The sequence below is a fragment of the Bradyrhizobium stylosanthis genome, from assembly GCF_001641335.1.
Lineage (GTDB): Bacteria > Pseudomonadota > Alphaproteobacteria > Rhizobiales > Xanthobacteraceae > Bradyrhizobium > Bradyrhizobium stylosanthis.
The window spans coordinates 1,078,410-1,101,274 of the sequence record NZ_LVEM01000003.1; the positions used below are offsets into that span (position 1 = coordinate 1,078,410).

The 22,865-nt window shown below is 64.8% G+C and carries 24 protein-coding genes; 2 read left to right on the top strand and 22 right to left on the bottom strand.

What is annotated here, in order from left to right; all coding sequences use genetic code 11:
* Positions 1-9: 9 nt before the first annotated feature.
* Positions 10-588, top strand: coding sequence for a MarR family winged helix-turn-helix transcriptional regulator (locus A7X65_RS24780; protein WP_063689961.1), 579 nt, complete (start codon positions 10-12; stop codon positions 586-588).
* 14 nt (positions 589-602) lie between these two features.
* On the opposite strand, the gene A7X65_RS24785 is transcribed toward A7X65_RS24780, so the two are convergent.
* Complete coding sequence (locus A7X65_RS24785; protein ID WP_063689964.1) at positions 603-1,547, bottom strand: hypothetical protein; 945 nt, start codon at positions 1,545-1,547, stop codon at positions 603-605.
* 822 nt (positions 1,548-2,369) lie between these two features.
* On the opposite strand from A7X65_RS24785, the gene A7X65_RS24795 reads away from it, so the two are divergent.
* Positions 2,370-3,140, top strand: a complete 771-nt coding sequence (locus A7X65_RS24795) for a response regulator transcription factor (RefSeq protein ID WP_063689968.1) — start codon at positions 2,370-2,372, stop codon at positions 3,138-3,140.
* 197 nt (positions 3,141-3,337) lie between these two features.
* On the opposite strand, the gene A7X65_RS24800 is transcribed toward A7X65_RS24795, so the two are convergent.
* The 21 genes from A7X65_RS24800 to A7X65_RS24900 form a co-directional block, all read right to left on the bottom strand.
* Positions 3,338-3,796 (bottom strand): hypothetical protein, encoded by a 459-nt coding sequence (locus tag A7X65_RS24800; protein ID WP_063689970.1) that lies wholly within the window; start codon positions 3,794-3,796, stop codon positions 3,338-3,340.
* Positions 3,793-4,305, bottom strand: a complete 513-nt coding sequence (locus tag A7X65_RS24805) for a hypothetical protein (RefSeq protein ID WP_063689973.1) — start codon at positions 4,303-4,305, stop codon at positions 3,793-3,795. The genes A7X65_RS24800 and A7X65_RS24805 overlap by 4 nt, the downstream gene beginning before the upstream one ends.
* A 42-nt stretch (positions 4,306-4,347) precedes the next feature.
* Complete coding sequence (locus A7X65_RS24810) at positions 4,348-4,824, bottom strand: rod-binding protein (RefSeq protein ID WP_063690789.1); 477 nt, start codon at positions 4,822-4,824, stop codon at positions 4,348-4,350.
* Complete coding sequence (locus A7X65_RS24815; protein WP_063689976.1) at positions 4,821-5,240, bottom strand: hypothetical protein; 420 nt, start codon at positions 5,238-5,240, stop codon at positions 4,821-4,823. Before A7X65_RS24815 ends, A7X65_RS24810 begins: the two co-directional genes overlap by 4 nt.
* A 6-nt stretch (positions 5,241-5,246) precedes the next feature.
* Positions 5,247-5,999 (bottom strand): flagellar biosynthesis protein FliR, encoded by a 753-nt coding sequence (gene fliR / locus A7X65_RS24820; protein WP_063689979.1) that lies wholly within the window; start codon positions 5,997-5,999, stop codon positions 5,247-5,249.
* On the bottom strand, positions 5,996-8,077 hold the full coding sequence (gene flhA / locus A7X65_RS24825) for a flagellar biosynthesis protein FlhA (RefSeq protein WP_063689982.1): 2,082 nt from the start codon (positions 8,075-8,077) through the stop codon (positions 5,996-5,998). The genes fliR and flhA overlap by 4 nt, the downstream gene beginning before the upstream one ends.
* A 72-nt stretch (positions 8,078-8,149) precedes the next feature.
* Positions 8,150-8,416: a flagellar biosynthesis protein FliQ gene (fliQ, locus tag A7X65_RS24830; protein WP_018641238.1), complete on the bottom strand. Its 267-nt coding sequence runs from the start codon at positions 8,414-8,416 to the stop codon at positions 8,150-8,152.
* Positions 8,413-8,832 (bottom strand): flagellar hook assembly protein FlgD, encoded by a 420-nt coding sequence (gene flgD / locus A7X65_RS24835; protein ID WP_063689985.1) that lies wholly within the window; start codon positions 8,830-8,832, stop codon positions 8,413-8,415. The genes fliQ and flgD overlap by 4 nt, the downstream gene beginning before the upstream one ends.
* A 14-nt stretch (positions 8,833-8,846) precedes the next feature.
* Positions 8,847-9,257, bottom strand: coding sequence for a flagellar biosynthesis repressor FlbT (gene flbT / locus A7X65_RS24840; RefSeq protein ID WP_063689988.1), 411 nt, complete (start codon positions 9,255-9,257; stop codon positions 8,847-8,849).
* Entirely contained in the window at positions 9,257-9,601 is a 345-nt protein-coding gene (flaF, locus tag A7X65_RS24845; protein WP_063690791.1) for a flagellar biosynthesis regulator FlaF, read from the bottom strand. Before flaF ends, flbT begins: the two co-directional genes overlap by 1 nt.
* Positions 9,602-9,669: 68 nt before the next feature.
* Positions 9,670-10,716 carry a flagellar hook-associated family protein gene (locus tag A7X65_RS24850; protein WP_063689991.1) on the bottom strand — a complete coding sequence of 349 codons (1,047 nt, stop codon included), beginning with the start codon at positions 10,714-10,716 and terminating at the stop codon, positions 9,670-9,672.
* 3 nt (positions 10,717-10,719) lie between these two features.
* The gene (gene flgK, locus A7X65_RS24855; RefSeq protein WP_063689994.1) at positions 10,720-12,195 is read right to left on the bottom strand and encodes a flagellar hook-associated protein FlgK; all 1,476 of its coding nucleotides are present in this window, start codon (positions 12,193-12,195) and stop codon (positions 10,720-10,722) included.
* A 34-nt stretch (positions 12,196-12,229) separates the two neighbouring features.
* Positions 12,230-13,462, bottom strand: coding sequence for a flagellar hook protein FlgE (locus tag A7X65_RS24860; protein WP_063689996.1), 1,233 nt, complete (start codon positions 13,460-13,462; stop codon positions 12,230-12,232).
* A gap of 90 nt (positions 13,463-13,552) precedes the next feature.
* Positions 13,553-14,134, bottom strand: a complete 582-nt coding sequence (locus A7X65_RS24865; protein WP_063689998.1) for a transglycosylase SLT domain-containing protein — start codon at positions 14,132-14,134, stop codon at positions 13,553-13,555.
* Positions 14,085-15,431, bottom strand: coding sequence for a flagellar hook-length control protein FliK (gene fliK / locus A7X65_RS24870; protein ID WP_063690001.1), 1,347 nt, complete (start codon positions 15,429-15,431; stop codon positions 14,085-14,087). Before fliK ends, A7X65_RS24865 begins: the two co-directional genes overlap by 50 nt.
* Entirely contained in the window at positions 15,428-16,597 is a 1,170-nt protein-coding gene (locus A7X65_RS24875; RefSeq protein WP_063690004.1) for a chemotaxis protein, read from the bottom strand. The genes fliK and A7X65_RS24875 overlap by 4 nt, the downstream gene beginning before the upstream one ends.
* Positions 16,594-17,919 carry a MotB family protein gene (locus A7X65_RS24880; RefSeq protein WP_063690007.1) on the bottom strand — a complete coding sequence of 442 codons (1,326 nt, stop codon included), beginning with the start codon at positions 17,917-17,919 and terminating at the stop codon, positions 16,594-16,596. Before A7X65_RS24880 ends, A7X65_RS24875 begins: the two co-directional genes overlap by 4 nt.
* 6 nt (positions 17,920-17,925) lie before the next feature.
* Complete coding sequence (locus A7X65_RS24885; RefSeq protein ID WP_063690009.1) at positions 17,926-18,633, bottom strand: hypothetical protein; 708 nt, start codon at positions 18,631-18,633, stop codon at positions 17,926-17,928.
* Positions 18,630-20,258 (bottom strand): flagellar basal-body MS-ring/collar protein FliF, encoded by a 1,629-nt coding sequence (gene fliF / locus A7X65_RS24890; protein ID WP_063690012.1) that lies wholly within the window; start codon positions 20,256-20,258, stop codon positions 18,630-18,632. Before fliF ends, A7X65_RS24885 begins: the two co-directional genes overlap by 4 nt.
* Positions 20,259-20,562: 304 nt before the next feature.
* Positions 20,563-21,504, bottom strand: coding sequence for a flagellin (locus A7X65_RS24895; RefSeq protein WP_063690015.1), 942 nt, complete (start codon positions 21,502-21,504; stop codon positions 20,563-20,565).
* Positions 21,505-21,777: 273 nt separating this feature from the next.
* Positions 21,778-22,719: a flagellin gene (locus A7X65_RS24900; protein ID WP_063690018.1), complete on the bottom strand. Its 942-nt coding sequence runs from the start codon at positions 22,717-22,719 to the stop codon at positions 21,778-21,780.
* Positions 22,720-22,865: the final 146 nt, after the last annotated feature.

Genomic DNA, 22,865 nt, shown 5'->3' on the forward strand with positions numbered 1-22,865 from the left:
GGAATTGAAATGAATTTGGCTCGCGAATCGATCGAACTGGTGGAGCAGGTCGCTCGCATCCTGTGGTTCGAAGGCACCAAGCACGGCCTGCGCGACCGCGAATGGATGGCGCTGCGCTTCCTCTCCCGTGCCAACCGGTTTTCCCGCACGCCTTCGGCGCTGGCGAGTTACGTCGGCACCACGCGCGGCACCGCCTCGTTCATCATCGGTGAACTCGAGCGGCTCGGCTATATCGAGCGCAAGCGCTCGGCCAAGGACAAGCGGTCCGTCATGCTGAGCGTCACGCAGCAGGGCAAGAAGTTCCTGGCGCGCGATCCCGTCAACGTTCTCGTCGACGCCATTGCCGTGCTCGATGACGAAGCCAAGATCCGTTTGCGCGACGCGCTACGCCACGTGCTGGATCAGTCCGACGCGGCCGAGCAGCGGCACCATACCGACGTCTGCAAGCGCTGCATCTTCCTCCGGGAGGATCGCATCATCGCTGACGGCAAGACGGCGGCCGAGTTCTCCTGCCGCCTGTTCCGCGCGCCCATCGCCGAGCCCGAAGTCGAGCTGCTCTGCACCAGCTTCGAGCATCACCGCCTGTAGACGCCGGGCTCAGATCAAGGCGTCGTCTTGCGTGACGAGTAGATGACACCGCCGCTGGATTCCACGACCAGGCGCCCGTTCTCGGATCTGATCTCCTCGATGCGGCCGAGACCTGGCACCTGCTGCCCCAGCACGGCCTCGATGACGCCGTTCGGACTTTGCAGGATCGCGATCCCCTCATAGGCCTGGCGCACGGACCAGCCCTTGACCACCTTGCGCGGCGCCGCCGTGCGTTCGGACGCGGGCACCGAACCCGTGTATTCGGGAACAGCGACCGAGGCCATCATCGGCATCGTCTGCGAGGTCGGCTGCGAGGCGACGGCCGCCGGTGCCGGTACCTGGACTTGCGCCTGGGCGAGCTTGTCGAGTTTCACCGTCGAGGACGAGCTCACGCGCTCGATGCGGTCGAGGTTTTCGGCGAACCTGCCGAAGCGATCACTGGTCGCTTTGCTCGACTGATCGACCGCGGTGCGCAGGCCGTCCAGATTTTCGGACACGCCCGACAGCTGCTTGCGCAGCTGCGCGACCGTCTCGCGCAAATTCCTGATCTCGGTATTGGCCGCGACATTGTTCTGGGCGGGCTGCGTGGTGAGATAGGCGATGACGCCGGTGCAGGCGCAGACCACCAGGATGGCTGCGGCGGCCAAGGTGGCGAGCGGCACCACCCAGGTCGGCCGCGGCGGCGGCGGCTTGGCCACGATCACGGCCGGCTTGATCACGGCCGGTGCCGGCGTGGGAATTGCCATCTTGTCGAGGCGCGCCTTGGCGCGGATGCGCTTCAGTCCTTCGAGCGCCTCTTTCGCCAAAGTCTCGTCGTTCGCTGCAGCCGACATGCGCTTTGCGTTTGGCGCGGGCTTGGCCGCTTGCGGCGAACTTGTATTGCGTGCTTCCGGAGCCGGCTTCGCCGCCGCGGCAACATCGGCCGTTGCGCCGGGACGAGCTTGTCCATCGGACGACATGTGAAAATGCTCCGTTCGCTTCGATCTATCGAGCGACGAATTTATTTGTCGAAGCTTGCCTGAAACGTGCGCGTCGAAAACTTTTCATCGCGCGCGATGCGACGTCGAATGAGTCAAACGCGTCACGCACGCGGCGAAAGTGCGACTCGAAAGACACACACCCGCCAAGATTTCGCCAAGCTGGAGTCCAGCCGCCACACATGAGTCGAATTGTCGCATGTGGACAAGCGGTGGATAGAGTCAATCCGGGGTTGAAATCCCCCCTCTACGCACGACCCCCAGCACCACCCAAAATAGTAGTGATTATACAGAGATGCGGAACTGTAGACACAGCGCGATTCAGAAGTAGTTTAGATTCCAAATCAATTGGTGCGATCAGATACATCAAGAAACAACTCGTAACAAACCAACAGTATCAAACACGCATAGCAATCGCTTTGTTCCGCGCGCTTGATCGGAAATCGGCAATCGTTACGGTCCTACTTAAGTGATTCTCGCCAGTTGGCGAGGAGATCGGCAAGGTTCAGTAGCGTTCGGACGCGATAAGCAACTTGGCGCAACTGTTCTAGGTCGCTGTCTCAATCCGCCCCGCGAGGTGATCCGTAAGACACCCGCCGGGCCTCACGCAGTAAGCGTTCAGTATCGAGTCGAAGTAACAGGCCCGCGGAAAACGCAGGCACTGAATGCGTAGGGCTGCCCGCGAATATCGAAACCATAACAACGGTTCGCGGGATGGGAATATCGTCAAACAGCATAGTCGCCGAGCCGGGCATCACAACAACCAGCCGGCCGCGATAAGTGCGAAACAGGAGCGAAAGACTGATGTATATTATCGTTGATGATCGCGAGAGCGTCACGAACAGCTACGTTGGAGGGCTCGTTCGCGAAGGTGTATCGTCGATCGGCTTCTCCTCCGGAGAGTTCTGGGAGTGGCTGCAATCCGCGAGTGAATCGGACTTGGCGGCGGTCGATGCCTTCCTTCTCGGGGATTGCGACGGCCGCGGGACTCTGCCACGGGCGATGCGCAAGCGCTCTTCGGCTCCCATTATCGCCATGAGCGGCCAGAAGATGCTCAAGAACACGCTGGAGCTGTTTGAATCGGGCGTCGACGACGTCGTGCACGTGCCGATACATCTCCGCGAGATCCTGGCCCGAACGGCTGCTATCGCGCGCCGCCGGGTCGGCGAGCTGCCGAGGCCTTGCGAGACCAGGATCCAGGTCTTCTTCAACGGGCGGGATCCCGAAATCGCCGGCCACGCGCTCACCCTGCCCCGCCGCGAACTGCGCATTCTCGAGTATATGGTCAGCAACCACGGCAAGTGGATCACCAAGACGCAGATCTTCAACGCGGTCTACGGCATCTTCGAGTCCACCTTCGACGAGAGCGTGATCGAAAGCCACGTCAGCAAGCTGCGCAAGAAGCTCCGCGACCGCCTCGGCTTCGATGCGATCGTGGCCCGCCGCTACGTCGGGTATCGCCTCAACATCCCGGCCGGCGAGACCCTCGACGAGCCGATGCAGGACCTCGACGAGGTCGGCATCCTCCTCAACAGGGCGCATGCCGCCCCGGCGGCGTATCAACCCGGAAACTGACCCGGCGAACACCACCGCACGGACAAAGGCTTCTGCGAAGCACTTCGCAGAGGCCTTTTCCATTTTTAGACCGGAAGTGCGGAATGCAGGCCCTGCAGCCCGCGGCCGCCGCGAGGCGCGACCAGACCAGGGCTCTCGCCCCGGCTTTCATACGGCACGACTGTTCAGGACGGCCGGGGTTTGCCCGCCGGCGATGCCTACGGCTTCGACTGGAATTCTTCCTTGGAGACGTAGTTGAAGTCCTCGACCAGGACGTCCTGGACGACGTCGGCCTGCATCCGCTCGTTGACGCGCTGCTTGATCGCCGTCGTGAGGATGCCGAGGTCGTAGCGGGCGAGCTTCCGGAAATCGAGGCGGTCGTCGGCATAGATCCTGCGGAAGGCCTCGTCGACGACGAACGGCTCCGGCGGGACGTTGAGCTGGTGCATGGTCCGCGCCTCCACGGTGTAGACGAAGCGCGCCACGATGTAGCCCTGCACGTTGCCGTTCTCGACCATGGGCACGCTCAGCGCACGCGTCTTCTGGTATTGCAGCCCGTCGAGATAGGCGTCCTTTGGCGGCAGCAGGCTGCCGTTCTCCTTCCAGTAGGCCACGCCATAGCTCGTGCCCGCGGTGAGGATGCAGACCCAGAGTCCGGCCAGCACGACCCTGATCATTTTCCGTCCTGTGCTGCGCGACCGGTATAGGTGCCGTCCGACTCGACGTCCTTGATTGCCCTGACGATGATGGAGGCGACCTCGCGCACCGCATCGTAATGCATCTCGAGGAGCGAACGATTGCGCTCGAGCTTCTCGCGCAGGCGCTGGATCTCCTCGGTGACCTCGAGCTCGGCGCCGAGATGCATGCGCGCCCGCATCAGGCGGACGAATTCAAGCATGCCGCGGCTCTTGCGGGCGCTGAATTCGTCGAAATCGATCTTCTTGCCCGTCGAGAGCGCCTCCGTCTCCTCCTCGACAATGCCTTCGAGCCGGCGGATCGACGCCAAGAGGCCGCGCACCTCGTCCGACTTCTCCGGCTCCGTGGCCTCGATGACCGCTTCGCCGCCGACATTGGTCAGCAGCACGGGCAGCAGCGCATCGCCTGATGCCGCTTCCATCGCTATCGCTTCGGCGTCCACCACCGGCTGCTCCATCACCAGGGCCGCCGCGCTCTCTTGTGCCTGCATAGGAAATTCACCCCTCAACGTCTGTCACCCATTCCCTGATCGTCATCCGGCCTTGCCTGTCGTGTCCGGTCCCACCGGATGGGCGCCGGCAAGCTGCTTGGCAATGCCAATGCCCTTGCCCTTCGCCAACTGAGCGCCAAGCTGCTCCGCCAGCATCGACTTCCACACTCCGCCGGCAGTCCCCTTGCCGAACACCTGTTCCGAATCCTTCGGCAGCATCGTCTCGACGAAGGTCTGCAGGATGAAGGCTTCGAACTTGCGATAGACCTCGTCCTGGCCGGGCTTCTTGATCACCTGCACCGGCGGCCCGTTCACGGCCGTCGACTGCGTCCCCGCAAGCGTCGCCGCGGACTGATCGGCCGCCGCTTTTGCCTTGCTTGCTTCCGTGGCCATCGTGGCGGCGAAATCGACATCCGACGATTTCAGCGCATCGAGCTTCGCGGTCGCCGTGCGCTGCGTCACGGGATCGGCGGCCTCGAGGACGTCGAGGACGAGGTCGGGTGTTGCTGTCACGATCATGTCTTGGTCCGGCTGGCTGGCCGTGGCGTCCACGCGCGCACGGTGAGGCTTGTTCCCGTCATCTCTTCGAGCGCGCGCTTTTCGGCGTCGCGAACCTTGTCCGCGAGCGCTGCCTTGGCGACTTCCTCGAGCTGTTTCACGCGGCGGGTCTCGGCGCGAACCTGGTCGAGCTGCCGCGAGGCCTGCTCCTTCACCACACGCGCCCCGACGCTCGTCCTGTTGAGCCGCCGTGCGATCGAGTCGCTCGACGAGCCCGCCGGCGGCTTGCCCTCGTTCAGCGCGCCCACCAACCATTCCTGCTCGTCCTGCAGGCTGCGCTCCTGCTGCCGCAGATGCGCGAGCTGCCACTCGGACAACCGCAGCTGAAGCTTCACCAGCGAGACCATCCGACCGAGCTTGTCCGCGCGCGCCTTCATGATCCCTCACTCCGCCAGCCACGACGAGACGCCGAGGATGAATTGCGTCAAGAGCTCGTCGCTGGTCAGGTAGAGCAGCAGGAAGCCGCCGAACAGCACGAAGGGCACCGAGATGAAATAGACCGGGATCGCCGGCGTCAGCTTGTTGAGCAGCCCGACCGCGAAGTTGACGATGACGGAATAGACGATGAAGGGGCTGGCGATGCGCAGTGTCAGCACGAACGCCTCCGACAAGCGGCCCACGAGCTGGTCGAGCGGCATGCTGCCGCCGATCCTGCTGCCGGGATGCCAGACGTCGTAGGAGTTCATCAGCCCACGCAGCACCTGCCAGTGCTGGTCGGTCATGAAGAACAGCGTGGTGACCGATGCCATGATCAGCGGCACGAGGGCGGGCGCCGGATCGGTGTCGGCGACCGGCGTGCCCGGGATGTTGCTGAGCCCGATCGCGCTCGCCATCACGGTCGCCATGGTCTGGAGCGCGAGGAAGAACACGCGACCGCCGAGGCCGATGACGCTGCCGACCAGGATCTCGGAACCGATCAGGAGCGCGAGCGACAGCGGCGCCGCGTTGTCGGTGAGAGGCTTCACCACCGCGATCAGGATCGGCGTCAGCGCGAAGGTCGTGACCAGCGCGATGAACAGGCGGACCTGGGCCGGGACGTTGACGCTGGAATAGCCGGGCACGAACATCAGGCAGGCGCCGATGCGGCAGAACACGATGAACGTGACCAGCACGCTGTCGGCGAGGCCGCTGATCACGAGATGGCTCCGAGCGCACGGATCTCGGCGCTGCGCGCCACTTCCACATGCGACAGGATCGGAAGCGTAGGGAATACCCGTTCCAGGATCATCCGGACATAGGGCCGCGCCTCGGGGGTCACCGCCAGCACAACGCTGGTGCCGTTCTCGGTGAACTTGCGGATCGCGGCGCTGGCTTCCGTCGCGAACTGCTCGATGAGGCGCGGATCGGCGTCGAATTCGACGACGTCGCCCTTGGCGTCGCGCTTGAGGCTCTGGTGGAAGGCGAGATCCCAGCGGTTGCCGAGGCGGACGACGTTGAGCACGCCGTTGTCGGAGAGGTCGCCGCAGATCTGCTGGGCAAGGCGCGTGCGCACATGCTCCGCGACCTGTTCGGGGCGCCGCACATGGGGCGCGATCTCGGCGATCGCCTCGAGGATCAGGTGCAGGTTGCGGATCGACACGCGCTCGGCCAGCAGGATCTTCAGGATCGCCAGCAGGCCCGAATAGGAGATCTGCGAAGGACAGAGATCCTCGACGAGACGCTTGTACTCGGGATCGAGCCTGTCGAGCAGGCCGCGCATGTCCTTGTAGGACAGGAGCTGGGCGAGATTTGCCCGGAGCACTTCGCTCAGATGCGTGAGCAGCACCGACAAATTGTCGACCGGCTTGCAGCCCTGCCGCTTGACCTCGTCGGTGAAGGCTTCCGTCACCCACAGCGCCTTCATGCCGAAGGCGGGCTCGATCACCTCTTCGCCGGGCACGTCGGGCTTGCCGTCCTTGTCGACGAGCACCAGCACCTCGCCGAGCCTGAGCTCGCCGTGGGCGACGCGGGTGTCGTGAATCCGGATCTGGTAGCTCTTCGGATCGATCGACAGATTGTCGGTGAGCTTGATCTCGGGAATCACGAAGCCGTATTGCTTGGCGAACTTCTTGCGGATCTTGGCGACGCGGTGTCCGAGCTCGGTGCGCGAGCCCAGCAGGTGGACCGAAAGGTGGCCGCCGAGCGCCAGCTCGATCTCCGCGGTCTTGAGCGAGTCCTTGACCGCTTCCTTGGCCTGGGCCTGGGCGCGCTCGTCGGCCTTGCGCGCATCTTCCTTCTGCTTCTCCGCCGCCTGCCGCTTCGGCAGGGAGTAGCCGACGAAGGCCATGACGCCGCCGAGCAGAATGAAGGGCGGCATCGGCAGCCCCGGCATCAGCGCGAGCACGAACATCATCAGCGCGGCGGCCGACACGGCGCGAGGATAGCCGCCGAGCTGCCGCAGCACGGCCTGCTCCGCCGAGCCCCTGGTGCCGCCCTTGGAGACCAGCAGGCCCGCCGACAGCGACACGATCAGGGCCGGCATCTGCGACACCAGACCGTCGCCGACGGAGAGCTTGGTGTAGACGTCGGCCGCGCGCGACAGCGAGAGGCCGTGATGGGTGACGCCGATGACGATGCCGCCGAAGATGTTGATCGCCGTGATGATCAGGCCGGCGATGGCGTCGCCGCGCACGAACTTCGAGGCACCGTCCATGGCGCCGAAGAAGGCGCTTTCCTCTTCGAGCTCGCGGCGCCGGCGCTGGGCTTCCTTGTCGTCGATCAGGCCCGCGGACAGGTCCGCGTCGATCGCCATCTGCTTGCCGGGGATGGCGTCCAGGGTGAACCGCGCGCCGACTTCGGCGATACGCGTCGCACCCTTGGTGATCACGACGAAGTTCACCGTGACCAGGATCGCGAAGATGATCAGGCCGATGACGAAATCGCCGCCCATGACGAATTTCGAGAAACCGGCGACGACATGACCTGCGGCCTGCTCGCCCTCCCCGCCCCGCGACAGGATGAGACGCGTCGTCGCGATATTGAGCGCCAGGCGCAGGATCGTCGCGATCAGCAGCACGGTCGGAAACGCCGAGAAATCCAGCGGCCGCTGGATCCACAGCGCGACCATCAGGATCAACGCCGACAGCGCGATCGAGAAGGCAAGGCCGAGATCGATCAGGATCGGCGGTATCGGCAGGAACAGGATCGTGAGCATGGTCACGATGCCGGCCGCAAAGAAGGCGTCCGCCCCGAAACGGCGGGGGCTGGGCAGGCTAGCAGCTAACGTATCGGCCATGGGTCACCGGCAGAGGGTCCGCCCCGTAATCTGCCGTGCAAAGCTTACGCGAGGGTGGTGGACCCTCGCGGCTCAGAAGCCCCGCTCGATATGCGAGTAGACCATCTCGGTGAAGGTGGAGAGGTGGGCGCCGATGAAGGAGCCCGAGACGGCAACGACCACGAGAATGACGATGATCTTCGGAACGAAGGTCAGCGTCACCTCCTGGATCTGGGTCAAGGCCTGCATCAGTGCAATGATGGTGCCGACCAGCATCGCCGCGCCGACCGCAGGCCCGGAGGCGACGATGATGGTCCAGATCGCCGCCTGGACGATGTCGAGGGCGTCCCGCTCGTTCATGACTGGCTGATCGTGAGGCCGGGCCCGACGGCGACCTTGGTGCCGTCCTCGAGGGTCGCGACGGAGCCGTCGCTGTTGATCGAGATCGACTTGACCTTGCCGGAGAAGGTCGCGCCGGTGGAATCGGTGAAGCTGACGGTCTTTCCGATCAACCCGTCCGCCTGCGACAGCGACTGCGAGGACAGCAGCGCATCCAGCTTGGTGTTGGTCTGCATGGCCTGCTCGACCGTCGAGAGCTGGGCAAACTGGCTCATATACTGCGAGGTATCCATCGGATTGGTCGGATCCTGGTTCTTCATCTCGGCCACGAGGAGCTGAAGAAACGTATTGTAGTCGACGCTGTTGCTCGCCGTGGTCGTGGAGTTGGTCGAGCTGGACGACTTGCTGGTGCTGTCGGTCGCGCTGGTGACGTTCATGTGCCTCTCCGCTGTCAGGCAGCCTGGAATGGGACTTCAGTGGTGGCGCCGGCCAGGATGGCCTGCTCCACCGGGAACAGCGCCCGGATCCGCTTGAGCGCTTCGAAATAGCGGGTCGCCCCGACCAGCTCGTCGACCGCGGCCAGCCCCTCCAGCATCTCGTGGCTCTCGCATACCGCGGCCAGGGCCGCGTGATGCTGGGCGTAGAGCGCCGAAGCGTCGCGGACGTCGGTCGGGTTCATCAGCATGAGCTGGACGATGAAATAGAGCTGCCGCATCGCCGTGGTGGCGTCGGAGGCCTGCATCACCTGCCCTTCGAGCAGGAACATCACGTCGTTGACGAGCTCGACGGAGACCTTGCGGTCCACGCGCAGCACCGCGCCGTTGATGTAGATCCGTTCGCCCGCCCGCAAGGATATCTTCATTAGAGTGCGTCTCGGATCAGGCGGTTGATTTCGATGAGCTGCACGACGTCGTTCGACTTCTCCTCACGGAGGCGGTCGGCTTCCTTGACCACCCAGAGGCCGATCGAGATGATCTCCGCGCGCAGCTTCTCGGGAAGCGCGTTTTCCGGATGCGAGAGATCCTCGATGAAGATCGTCCACAGCCGTCGTACATAGAGCAGGCTCTGGACCTGATCCTCGAAACTGGCGCGGCCCTTCTGAAGGCGCTCGAGGCGGTCGATGCCGAGGCTGAGCGCCTGCCGCTCGCGACCTCTCGCCTCGGAGCCGCTCTCGTCGACGACTGCTTCATAGGCTTCAAAGCTCATCAGCACCACTCTGCGCAGGAAACGGAATTACAAGACAAGGGTCGTAAACCTCGAAAACGTGCTCTGGCTCAGAGATAGTTGATGAGGCTGATCTTCTGGAGCTGCGAGGTCAGCGCCAGCGCCGTCTGGATCTGGGTCTGCAGGGTGTTGACCCGGACCGAAGCCTCCGTCGGATCGACTTTTTCCATGCCGACGATCTGGTTGTTCAGAATGTCCTGCTGCGTCTTCAGCTTGTCGGTCGCGGAGTCGATCCGCTGCTGGACCGTGCCGACGCTGCCGCCGAGCGTGGCGAGATCGGTGATCGCGCCGCCGACGAGGGAGATGGCCTTGTCTACGACGACCTGGAACGTCTCCTGGCTCAGTTTCGCGTTCCCGAGATCCGCCATCATGGTGTAGGCCTCGGCGAGCTTGCGGAAGCCGGTCTGGTTGGCGCTGACGGACGTATCTGCGATTTCGGTCGTGGAGATGCGGCTCTGCATGACCTGGTCAGTCGCCGTCGACCAGTTGGTGTTCCAGGCCGGGCTCGCGAACTCGGCATCGAAGGTGGTGTTGAGGAACGTCTGCATCTGGGCCGGGGTGATGCTGGCAACGCTGCCCGAGGACTGCGAGAAGCCGAAGGTCGCGAGGAAATCCGCGTCGACCTGGTTCTTGCTGGCCGAGCCCGTGGCATAGGCCGTGACCGGCATGTTCGCCGTGTTGACGCCCGAGAAGAGATACGAGCCGTTGTAGGAAACGTTCAGCGCGCCGATCAGATCCTGCAGGTTGGCGGACGCGGGCGGCAGGACGATCCGCCCGCCATTGTCGGTGCTGCGGGCCGCGATCAGGTCCTTGAGGAAGTCCGTTGCGGTCGTGCCGAGCTGGGTGATCCGGTTCTGCGTGACGTCGAGGCGTCCCGAGACGAGCTCGTTGGTATCGATGAGCTGATCGGCGAAGCTCCAGTCTGCCCGCAGGGTAACGTCGCCCCCCGTCGTGGCACCGAGCTCGAGGCCGACGTCGGCGAAACGGCCGGTGGTCGCTTCCGTCGAGGCCTTGCTCAGCGCGGCCTGGTTGTTCGTGATCGAAGACCTCAACGATGAAGACAGCATCAAGGTCGAGATGTAATTCGCGCTCATCATGGCTTAATTCCCCACGGCAGCCAGCAGGCTCTGCAACATTTCGTCGACGGTCGAGATGATCTTGGACGAGGCCGAATAGGTGCGCTCGACCTGAAGCATCAAGGACATCTCGTCGTCCATGTTGACGCCGCTGACGTTGGATAGCGCCGCGGTGCTGCGGTCGAGCAGCGTTTTCTGGTAGGTGACGTTGGAGTCCGCGGTCTGGCGCTGGTTTTCGATCCAGCTCGTCGACGACGACGCGAAGTCGATCAGGCTGCCGCTCGGCTTGCCTTGCGTGGTTGCGTCGAACGGCTGCGAGGCATCCATGCCGCCGATGAGCTGCTGCAGGCGGGTCGAATAACCGGCGTTGCCGGCGGTGTTGTATCGGTATGCGACGTTGCCGCTGATCGCGCCGTCGCGCAGCAGGTTGGGATTGCCGCCCTGCGCCGGATCGACGGACGCCGCGACGCTGATCAGGCCGGCAAGGCCGACCGAGACGGTGGCGCTCGCCGGCATGGCCGGCGCGCCGGGATAGGTGAAGAGGCCGGGAACGTCGGGCAGCGCCGCCGCGGTCTGATCACTCTCCTTGAAGGTATTGATCAGGCCGCGCGCGATTTCGTCGAGCTGGCTCTGATAGGTGACGGTGTCATTGTCGCGCAGCTGGGCGAGACCCGCGAGCTTGCCCGACTTCAGCGGCATCACCGAATTGGCGCCGGTCACGGGGACGCCGTCGATATAGACCGCATTGCCCGTGGTGCCGGGCGAATAGTTGTTGGTCGCGGTGAAGCTGACCGTTCGCGCCGTCTTGTCGAACAGCACGACGCCGCTGTCGGTGTAGAGCGCCGCGTCGCCGTTGGGGCGGAGCGACATCTCGACGCCGACCTCTTCCGACAATTTCGAGACGATACTGTCGCGCTGGTCGAGATAGTCGGTGACGTCGTCGCCGGAGATCGTTCCCCTCACGATCGCGTTGTTGACCTTCTCGAACTGGGTCAGCAGCTGGTTGATGTTGGCGACCGAGGTCGCCATGTCGGCATCCGCGCCCTCACGGACCGTCTGCACGGTATTGGTCGCCTGGTTGAGCCCGGCCGCCATGTCCTTGGCGGACGTGACCGCCGCCTGCGCCAGCGTGGTGTTGTCCGGGGCGTTGGCATATTGCTGCAGCGCCTTCTTCAGTGCGTTGAGCTGCGCCGTCGGCGACTGGTCGAGCTCCGGATCGTCCACGGTGGCCGTGGCGATCTTCTGGAGTCCGTCATAGATCGCGCCCTGCTTGGCCGACGACGAGGTCGCGGTCAGGACGTTGTTATAGAGACCCGAGCTGGCGGCGCGCTGGATCGCCGCCACATAGACGCCGGCCCCGGGCAGATTGTCCAGCACGGCGATCTTGCGCGAATAGCCGGCGCTGCTGGCGCCGGCAATGTTGCGCGAGATCGTCGAGGACTGGATGCCCGACGCCATGAGCGACGCGCGGGCGGAGTCGAGAGCAGCAGTAAGGGACATGTTTCGCTCTTGCCCGGAGTGCGCGCCGAAGAATTCAGCGCTTCAGGTTGACGACGACGTCGAGCAGGTCGGCGCCGGTCTGGAACGATTTCGAGTTCGCGGTGAAGCCGCGCTGCGCCTCGATCATCCCGGTGAGTTCGTCCGCGAGATCGACGTTGGAATCTTCCAGCGCGCCGCTCTGAACCGTACCAAGCCCGCCGGTGCCGGCATTGCCGGCCTGCGCGTTGCCGGAATTCATGTTGGTCGAATAGACGTTGCCCGGCTCGGGCGTCAGATTGTCCGGGCTTGCGACGTCGGCGAGCATGATCGTGAAGAGCGTCGTCTGCTGCCCGTTCTTGAGCACGGCCGTCACGTACCCGTTCTCGTCGACGTTGACCTTGTCGATGGCCGAAGGAGCGCTGCCGTTGACGGTCGCCTTGAAGCTGAAGTCGGTTCCGGCCTGCGTCATGTTCGACAGGTCCAGTGTCATCGCCGCACCGCCGGGGACGGTGAAGGCGAGCGTCGTCGGGCTCGCCGCGGCCAGCGCGCCATTGCCGGTTGCGGTCGTATCGAAGGTGAAAGTGGTGGCGGCGCCGACCGACGTACCCGTTGCGGAGTTGTAGGCCTGGATCTGCCAGGTGTCCGTGCCGGCGGCCGTCGCCGTGTGGGACATGTAGACGTCCAGCGTGACGGCCCGGCCGATATTGTCGTAGGCCACGATCGAGCTCTTCGAAGAATATGACGCTGGGCCGGGAGGACCGGCGATCACGGCCGCCTTCGGATCCATATTGCCGGTCGTGAGCGTGCCTGCCGTCGACGGCACGGGCACCTGCGAAACCTGGGCAACGTTGACGATCTGCATGCCGGACAGGCTGTTCTGCGAGAAATTGGTCACCTTGCCGGGCTGGCCCAGGAGGTAGAAGCCGGCCGCGTTGACGAGGTTGCCTTGGCTGTCCGGGACGAACGAGCCGGCGCGCGTCAGATATTGCTGCGTGTTGTTGGCGTTCGACACGACGAAGAAGCCGTTGCCCTGCACGGCAAGGTCCGTGGTCGAGGTGGTGAACTGCGTGTGGCCTGCGTCGCTAATGGCGTAGCGCACAGTGGTCTCGACGGCGCCGGAATCGTAATTGCCCGAACCGCTCTTGAGGATCAGCGAGGAGAATTCGGTCGAAGCCCGCTTGTAGCCGGTCGTGTTGACGTTCGCGATGTTGTCCGAAACCGTCGACAGCTTGTTGGATTGCGCAGACATGCCGGAAACGCCGGTGCGCATAACACCATACAGGCTCATGAATTGGGCTCCTTCGGTAGGTTGCAGTTACAATGAGGGTTCTTGCTTGCGCGGGGCTGATGGTCGGGAACCATGCACAACTTCATGTTGTCAGGTCGTTTTCGGCTGACAGAACGAGCGCGCCTTGTCGGTCCACGCGCCGAAGCCGCTCGAAACGAGATGGGCGACGATGTGACAGACGTAGCGCTTCTGCGCCGGCTGGTTGTTGGGGCCCGCATTGTAGCGGGCCACCGCCATGGTCCAGCTTCCCTCGCGCTGCTTCAGCTCCTTGAGGAAGCGCGCGGCGTACTCGACATTCTTGGCGGGATCGAACATCGCCTGCACGGAGGCGAACTTGTCGCCGTGATAATAGTGGTTGATCTGCATGCAGCCGAGGTCGATCAGCTTGATGCCCTTGGCGCGCATCGCCTCGAAATTCGCGATCGCATCGCTCATGTCCTTGGCGAACACGGTCTGGCCGTCGGCACCGAGCGCATAAGGATAGAGCGCGCCGCGCCGTCCGGTCTCGGTGAGGCCGACCGCGTAGAGGATGCCGAGCGGAATGCCGTGCTGCTGGGCCGCACGCGCCATCTCGCGCTCGCAGGGGCGCGCGCTGTCGGTGGCGGCCTCGGCGGCGCCGGCGTTACAGATAAACAGGGCCGCGACTAATCTGCGGCGCCACGTCCTGGTCATGACGCGTCTCCTGGTTGGACTGGCGCTCGTCGCGGGCCTGCCTCGCACTGCCGTCCGATTGTCCGGACGACGTACCGGAGCCGTCGAACGAGCCTTGCGACTGCGACGAGGGCTGATGCTGACCCGAGAGCTGCTGTCCCGAGGGTTGCTGTTGCGATTGGCTGGAGCCGCTCTGGAATCCGTCCAGCGAGCCGTGCTGGACCGGCGCGACGTCGGCGACGTAACCGGCCGAGTGCATCAGGTCGCGGATCGTGTCGCGCTGCTGATCCAGCATCTGGCTCGTGTCCTTGCGCTCGGCGGCGAGGTGAACGGAGACCTCAGAACCGACGAGGCGAAGCCGCACGGTGACGTTACCGAGCGACGGCGGCTCGAGACTGACGGTCAGGACCTTCAGCGGCTGGTCGGGCGCGTTGGTCTGGGACGTTGCGAGATCGGGGACTGCGGACGCCGCCGATGCCGAGGATTCCTTCAGCTCAGAGACCACCGCATTGGCGACCTGCTGCGGCGCGTTGAACTGCGCCGGCGGCAGATGGGTCTCCTGCTGGAGCACGGTGACCTTGGTTGTCTCGGGCAGCGCGTCCCGGGCCGAGGCCTTGACGGCGCGTTCGACATTGGCCGTGACAGCCTCGAAGCCCGGCGTCGCGGGCATCGCCTTCGCGGACGCCTCGCCGCCTTGCTGCGCGGTTGCCGTTGCCTGGGACGCTGCGGCCTGCGAGCGCGCGCCGGTCGGAGCGGCGGCGGACGGCTCGGCATCGACCGTTGCGGCTTTCGCCATGCCCGCCGCCTGCACGTCGCGCTTCGACGTGGAGCGCTCGTCGCGCGCGGACGCATCCTTGCCCTCGCCCGACGGCGGTTGCAGTTGTGACTTCACGGCCGGCGCGACGGCAAGCTGCTCGCCGACGATCGCCGGAATGCTCGCGCGGTTCGCAGCGTCCGCCTTCACGGCGACGTCGAGCGGGCGCTCCGTTTCCGACGCGTGATCGGTCTTCTGGTCGGATGCTTTGTGGCTGGACTTGGTGTCGTCGGCCGCTTCGGTGCGATCGTCCACGGCGTCGTCCTTGCCAGCCGAATGCGCCAGTCGCGCACGCAGCGTTCCGGCTTTCACGGTCGTATCGCTGCCCTCGTCTTTGAGTGCCCGCTTGGCCAGGTTCGAGACGGTGTGGAGCAGGTCGTTGAACGACGAATCCGCCTGCGACTTCGTCGCCGTGCCCTTCGCCGACCGCGACGCTCCGCGCATGTTGAGGCTCTCGGCAAGTCCCGAGAAGAGCTGTCCGGAGGTTCCGCTGAGCTTGGTCATGGGCGGCGATCCCTGGTGAGAAGTTCGAGTTCGCCGAGCTGCTGCTGCGCGCGCGCGAGCATCGCGGTCGATGATGCGAGATCGAGGCGCGCCGGCGTGACCGGCGGTTTCTCGGCGGTGGATTTGCCCGCGAACGGCTTGCGGATGTCGAGCGCGAGCTGGACCGTCGCATTCAGAAGCGGAACGTCGCGCTCCGGCAGCTTCGACCGGTCGACCGCCTTCAACTCGGCAAGACCCCCGTCATACTCGTCGGTGAGCGCCCGCGAGGCGCCGCGGAAGAAACGCGCGCGCTCGCGCTCCGCCGAGGCGTCGGCGCTGAGCGCCAGCGCACGCTCGGACGCGAGCCGGGTCACTTGCATCAGTCCACGCAGCATCGCATTGCGCGCGATCATGAGATGAAGCTTGAGCCGGCTGGCGCGGTCGATCTGCTCCAGCAGCGCGGCGATCCGCGCGAAGCGGCGCTCGTCGAGGGCGAGGTTCGATTGCGTCAGGCCCGAGGAGAAGCGCTGCCAGAAATCGCCGGCATAGATCGAGTTGCGGTAGTGGCGGACATAGGCCTGCGTCAGGAACTCGAACTTGTCGAAATCCTCGGCCTGCCCGACCAGCAGGATCTCGCGCCGCAGTGCCGCCTCTTCCACCAGCGTGCCGGGCAACAGCAGGCGCGCGTCGTCCAGGCGCTCGATCGCCAGCGACGCTTCGGTGCGTGCGAACAGCGCGCCCTGGACCAGCGCGACCTGACCGCCCAGGCCCGAGGGGAGCGTTCGCGGCTTGATGTCCTTGAGCAGATCGCGCGCGTCGTCCTGCCGGCCCTCGACATAGGCGAGCGCACCGTCGAACAGCCGGCTGTCGACACTCATCTTGTCGCGCGGGAGCTTGCGGACCAGTTGCGGCGCGCCGCCGCTGAGCAGGTAGATGACGACGGCCTGGCCGTTCTGCGGATTGCTCCAGACGCTCGCATCGGCGGCGAGAAACTTCTCGCCGACCTGACGGATCAGCGCGATGTGGCTGCCATGCGCCGCGGTATCGCCATTGGCGATACCGTCCTGCACCGCCTGCAAGGCACGCACGAGCTCATACGGTTCGCTCGACCTCGGGGCAGGGCCCGGCTCGGCGAGCGCCAGCGGCGACACCATCAGCAGCGCTGCGCAGAGGAGCGGCCTGATCACGGGCGCTTCTCCCGGATCAGGATCTCGATCCGGCGATTCTGCGCGGCCGCAGGGTCGTTCGGAAGCTTCGGCCGCCGGTCGGCGTAGCCTTCGACATGCTCGATCCTCAGCGCGTCGACGCCCGAGCGGACCAGCATGTAATAGGCCATCTGCGCGCGGGCGGTCGACAGCCGCCAATTGTCGTAGTTCTCGGACTTGTACGGCCGATTGTCGGTATGGCCGCGCACGATGATCACGCCGGAACGTTTCGACAGCAGCGGTCCGATCTTGTCAATCACGCGGATCAGTTCGGGCCGCGGCTCGGCCGAGCCGACAGCGAACATGCCGAAGCTGGCGTCGTCGGTCAGGCTGACGAGCAAGCCTTCCTCGACCTGGCGCACCTCGGCCGCAGGTCCAGCGCCGGCCTTGACGTCCGACAGCGCTTCCGCGATCGCGGATTGAAGCTGCTTGACGGTCGGTTGCTGGGTTTGCGCGGCCTCGCGCTGTTCGGAATCCTTCTTCGCGTCGCCGGCGCGCGCCTGTGCTCCGGCATTGGCCTGAACGTTCGCCTGGACATTCGCTTGGGCACTGCCTTCGCGGGACGATTGCGACGGCGCAGGTCCCGGCGGCAGCAGGGGCGACAGGCTTGCCGACGACGCATCGGCGTTCTGAGCAACGCTTCCGCCGGCATCATCCGTCTTGGCGCGGCGCGGCTGCGGCTCGCCCTGCCCCGCGCTGGAAGCGCTGTCGCGTGCGGATACGTTCGGCTTGGGTTCGCTGTCGATGATACGATCGGCGTCCTTGGACGATTGCGGCGCCAGTTTCCAGAAGCCGGGATCGAAGGGATCGCGATAGGCATCGCCGCCCTTCAGGCCGTCTTCTTCGGCCGAAGTCAGCGAGCCGGCGCGACGCTGGCCCGAGGCCTCGTTCGCGTTGTTGGCGATCTCGGCAAGCGTTGCATAGGGATCGCGGAACAGGACCTTCTCCTCGTAGAAGGGCGGCTTCTCGGCCGTCGGCGAGTCACCGCGACGCTCTTCGCTCGGCCCGCCCGGCTGGCGCCGGCCCTCCTGGCCGTCGAACGTGGTCGGCTCCTTCTTGGTGAGATCCTTCAGACCTTTCGGCGCCGGCGCGTTCTCGGCGAGCTTGATCGGATTAAAATAGCTCGCGACCACCTGCTTCTGGTCCTGGTTGAGCGCGTTGAGCAGCCACATCACCAGGAAGAACGCCATCATCGCGGTCATGAAGTCCGCATAGGCGATCTTCCAGACGCCGCCGTGATGCGCCTCCTCGGCGAAAGCGTTGCGCCGGCGGATGATCACCAGCTCTTGCTTGACCTCTTCCATGACGGGCTACCGGCGCGCTTCGTTCAGTCGTTCGCTCCAGGCCGCAATCTGCGTCTCGATCACGGTCTGGTCGGCCACGACGCGGACCTCGAAAGTTTCGGCGGGCTCGTACGCCACCCCCGTCCGCCTGGAAGCGTCGAGCTGGATCTTGACCAGGTCGAGCAGTTCGCTCGGACCGGTGATCTTGAACGCCGGGACCGGGGAATTACCGGTCAGCGCCGCGATGTGCTCGACCAGCGATCCGATCGCCTTGTCACGGACCGCATCGGCGAGAAAAGGCAACAGGATGCGCGCGACTGAGCTCGCGATGTTGGTCTCGATCTCGCGGCAAGCCGCCTCGAAGCCGCCGACGATCGTGGTCGCCTGCTGGTCGGACCATTTGGCGCGTTCCTCGCCGAGCCGGATCGCGCTGCGCACGCGCTCCTCGGCAACCCTGGCATCGCCTTCGGCAACGCCGGCAGCATGGCCGCGACGATAGGCGTCGTCGAGAAGATTGGCCGACGGCGATTCCACCGCGGTCGCCGGCATCGGCGAATCGAGCTGCGGTTGCGGCTGAGGCTGATGCTGCTGCGGCTGTGCCTGCGGTTGAGGCTCCCGCCGGGTTTCCTTCGTTCTCGTCAGCACATCCTGGAGCTTGAGCGGCGGAGGCGGCGGAGACTTCGCCCGGCCGTTCGCGTCGAACTGCGTCAGGAGTTTTCCGATTGCCGCGTTCATGCCGCCTCCTCGCGTCGCATCCAGTCTTTAAGGATCGCTGCCGCCTGGCCCTGGTCGAGCCGGACGATCTGCTCCAGCCGCTTCTGCGGCGTTCGCTGCATCTTGCCTTCGAGATCCTCGACAAGGTTGAGCTCGGGATCCTGGCTCTCGGCCAACGCGAGGGCCGCGGCGGCTTCGAGCTCGGCGGCCTCCGCCGCTTCGGTCTGCTCCTGCGCCGCGCGATGGGTCAGGATGCCGTTGACCGCGGGCCGCAGGCCGAACCAGACCAGCATTGAAGCGACCGCGAGGATGGTCACCGCGTTGATGACGCTGCCGAGCTGCTTGTTGATCATCTCGACGAAGCTGATCGGCGGCACCGGCGCGAGCTCGCGCGAGCCTTCGATGAAGTCGACCGCCGTGACCTGGATCTGGTCGCCGCGCGCCTTGTCCAGTCCGCCGGCGGTCGCCGCGAGCTGGCTGATCTCGGCGAGCTTGCTGTCGACGATGGCCTGGTTGCTCTTGTCGCCGAGATCGGCGACCAGGCGCGCGCGGTTGACCAGCACGGCGATGAAGAGCTTCTTGACCAGATAGCCGTCGCTGACGGTCGTCGTGGTCTTGGACGAGACCTCGAAATTGGTGACGTCCTCGCGGCGGGTCTTGTCTTCGCTGGAATTCTTGCTGCCGCCGGCGTTCACCTGCTGGTCGGGCAGATTCTGCTGCACCGTGGTCGGCTGCGACCGGTCCGCATTCTGCGACGATTCCTTCTCGCGCACGTTCCGCACCGACCGCTCGGCGCGGCCCTCGGGATCGTAGACGGTCTCGTTGGTCTGCCGCTTGTCGGTGGAGAGCTGCGGGGCGACGCTGACCTCGAAATTGTCCAGACCCAGATACGGCGTCAGCGCCTTGCGGATGTTCTCCTGCACCATCCCGCCGACCGTCTTCTGCAGGCTCGCCATCTTGGTCGGCGCAGCGCTCGCCTCGTCCTCTTCGGCGAGCAGCATCGAGCCGTCGGCATCGAGCACGGTCACCTTGTCGCGGCTCATGCCCGGGATGGCGGCGGCGACGAGATGACGGATCGACTGCGCGGTGCGCGCCTCGATCGCGCCGTCGGTGCGCAGCACGACCGATGCCGAGGGCGGCTGCTGCGTCGCGCGGAACGAGCCGCGCACCGGCAGCACGATGTGCACCCGCGCCGCCTTCACGCCCTTCATCAGCTGGACCGTGCGCGCGATCTCGCCCTCGAGCGCGCGCAGCTTCGTCACTTCCTGCATGAACGAGGTCAGGCCGAGCGAGCCGATCTTGTCGAACAGCTCGTAGCCGGAATTGGCGCTGGTCGGCAGCCCCTTCTCGGCGAGCAGCATGCGCGCCTGCATGGTCTGGCTCGGCCGAACCGAGACCGCGTCACCGGCGGTATTGACGTCGAAGGCGATGTTCTGCTCGCGCAACGCGGCGCCCATGCGCGTCACGTCTTCCCGGGTGAGGCCGGTATAGAGCGTCTCGAACTCGGGCCGGCTCAGATAGTACGCGCCGCCGACGACGGTGACGAGCACGGCAAAGCCGATCAGGCCCAGGGCCATCAGCCGTCGTGGCCCAAGCTCCAGCAGATTGTTGAGCAGTTGCTGTATCTGCGCACGACTGAACAGCATATGACCTCGTACCAATGCGAACGTGGACGACATTCCGCTGCCAACCTTGTCTGAAGGTTGCGCGAGAACACGAATGTGTCGGTTCGCGGGCGAGGCGTTGCAATTCTACAAGAAAATGAGTGACGCCATCCTGCGCGCCGGCAACAGGCGGACAGCCGGACGCATCGCAGCGCAATCGGCTGCGGCGTGTTGCCTGGAATTCGGCGTCAGGAGACCAACGCAGGCACGTCATGTGCCGGCACATCCGCCGTTCATGGCGGGACCGGGCTCCCGAGGGAGCCCGGTCTTTTTCGAAGCCTTGAGCTTACTTGAACAGCGACAGGATGCTCTGGCTGTTCTGGTTGGCGATCGAGAGCGCCTGAACACCGAGCTGTTGCTGGGTCTGGAGCGCTTGAAGGCGGGTCGATTCCGCATTCATGTCGGCGTCGACGAGCTGGCCGACACCGCGATCCACGGAGTCAATCAGGTTCTTGACGAACTCCGTGTTGGTCGCGATGCGGTTCTTGACGGCACCGAGATTGGCGGCGGCTGAGGCAACCGTGTTGATCGCGGTGGTGACCTGCGTGATGTAGCTATCGAGCTTGGTCTGGTCTGCCGCCGAGTCGGTCAGCGCACCAATGGCGATCGTGTCGACCGACGCGCCGGTCGAACCGCCGGTGACCGTATCCAGGATGCCGGTCTTGGTGGCGCCGCCGGTGGTGTAGAGCGCGTAGGTCGCGGTCGTGACGGTGATGGAGCCGATGGTGGGCGTACCGCCGACGCGCGAGTACGACGACACGAGGTTGAAGGTCGTCGGCGTGGCCGTGGAGCTGGTCGAGGTGTCGATGCTCAGCCAGTTGATGCCGTTGATCGTGGCCGAGCTGGCCTTCAGCTTCATATCCTGCTGGATCTGAGTGATTTCCGACTGAATCTTGGTGCGGTCGATACCGGCGGTCTTGGCTTCGACCAGCAGCGCCTGCAGCTTGGTGAGACCGGAGTCCTTGTCGCCGATAACCGTGTTCAGAGCGGTGTATTCGGTGTCGACCATCGCGGCCGACAGACCGAGCGAGTCGGAGATCGCGGAGAGCGCGGCGTTGTCGGAGCGCATCGAGGTCGCGATCGACCAATAGGCCGAATTGTCCGAAGCGGTCGAGACGCGCTGGCCGGTGGAGATCCGGTTCTGCGTGGTGGCGAGCTGCGAGCTGACGTTACGGAGCGTCTGCAGCGCGGTCATTGCAGACGAATTGGTGAGAAGGCTGGAACTCATTTCTTGACGCCCCTTTGAAGATTAAATGGAGTTTTGGGGACATACCGGGCTTGCACCGGTACGGCAGGGCGGCATCATGCCTTTGGGCTGCGGAAAAGCGCACTCAACCTGACGTAACAGTGGCGATAGCACGCGAAGTTTGTGCGAAGCTTGTGGCTCCGTGACCCGGGCGCAACAATGGGGCGGGATCACTGCTTGTACGCGACCTTACGCCGGACAAGAAAAAGGGCCGCGCTTCGTGAGAAGCGCGGCCCCTTGCCGATGGTTCGAAGCTTAGCGGAACAGCGACAGGATGCTCTGGCTGTTCTGGTTGGCGATCGAGAGCGCCTGAACGCCGAGCTGTTGCTGGGTCTGGAGCGCCTGCAGGCGGGTCGATTCCGCGTTCATGTCGGCGTCGACGAGCTGGCCGACACCACGATCCACGGAGTCGATCAGGTTCTTGACGAACTCGGTGTTGGTCGCGATGCGGTTCTTGACGGCACCGAGATTGGCGGCAGCCGAGGCAACCGAGTTGATCGCGGTGGTGACCTGCGTGATGTAGCCATCGAGCTTGGTCTGGTCAGCCGCCGAGTCGGTCAGCGCGGAGATGCTGATCGTGTCGATCGACGCACCGGTCGAACCGCCGGACACCGTGTCCAGGATGCCGGTCTTGGTCGCGCCGCCGGTGGTGTAGAGCGCGTAGGTGGCGGTCGTGACGGTGATCGAGCCGATGGTGGGCGTACCGCCGACGCGCGAGTACGACGACACGAGGTTGAAGCTCGTCGGCGTCGCGGTGGAGCCGGTCGAGGTGTCGATGCTCAGCCAGTTGATGCCGTTGATCGTGGCCGAGTTGGCCTTCAGCTTCATATCCTGCTGGATCTGGGTGACTTCCGACTGGATCTTGGTGCGGTCGATACCGGCGGTCTTGGCTTCGACCAGCAGCGCCTGCAGCTTGGTCAGACCGGAGTCCTTGTCGCCGATGACCGTGTTCAGAGCGGTGTACTCGGTGTCGACCATCGCGGCCGACAGACCGAGCGAGTCGGAAACCGCCGAGAGCGCGGCGTTGTCGGAGCGCATCGACGTCGCGATCGACCAATAGGCCGAGTTGTCAGACGCGGTCGACACGCGCTGGCCGGTGGAGATCCGGTTCTGCGTGGTGGCGAGCTGCGAGCTGACGTTGCGGAGCGTCTGCAGCGCGGTCATTGCAGACGAGTTGGTGAGAAGGCTAGAACCCATTTTTGATGTCCCTTGGATTGAATTGAGTTTGGGGACATACCGGGCTTGCACCGGTACCACAGGGCGGCGTCATGCCTTTGGGCCGCGCAAATGCGTGTGAAGGGCCCAACCTGTCGTACCGGAGAGGCTAGCCGCCGAAGCTTGTG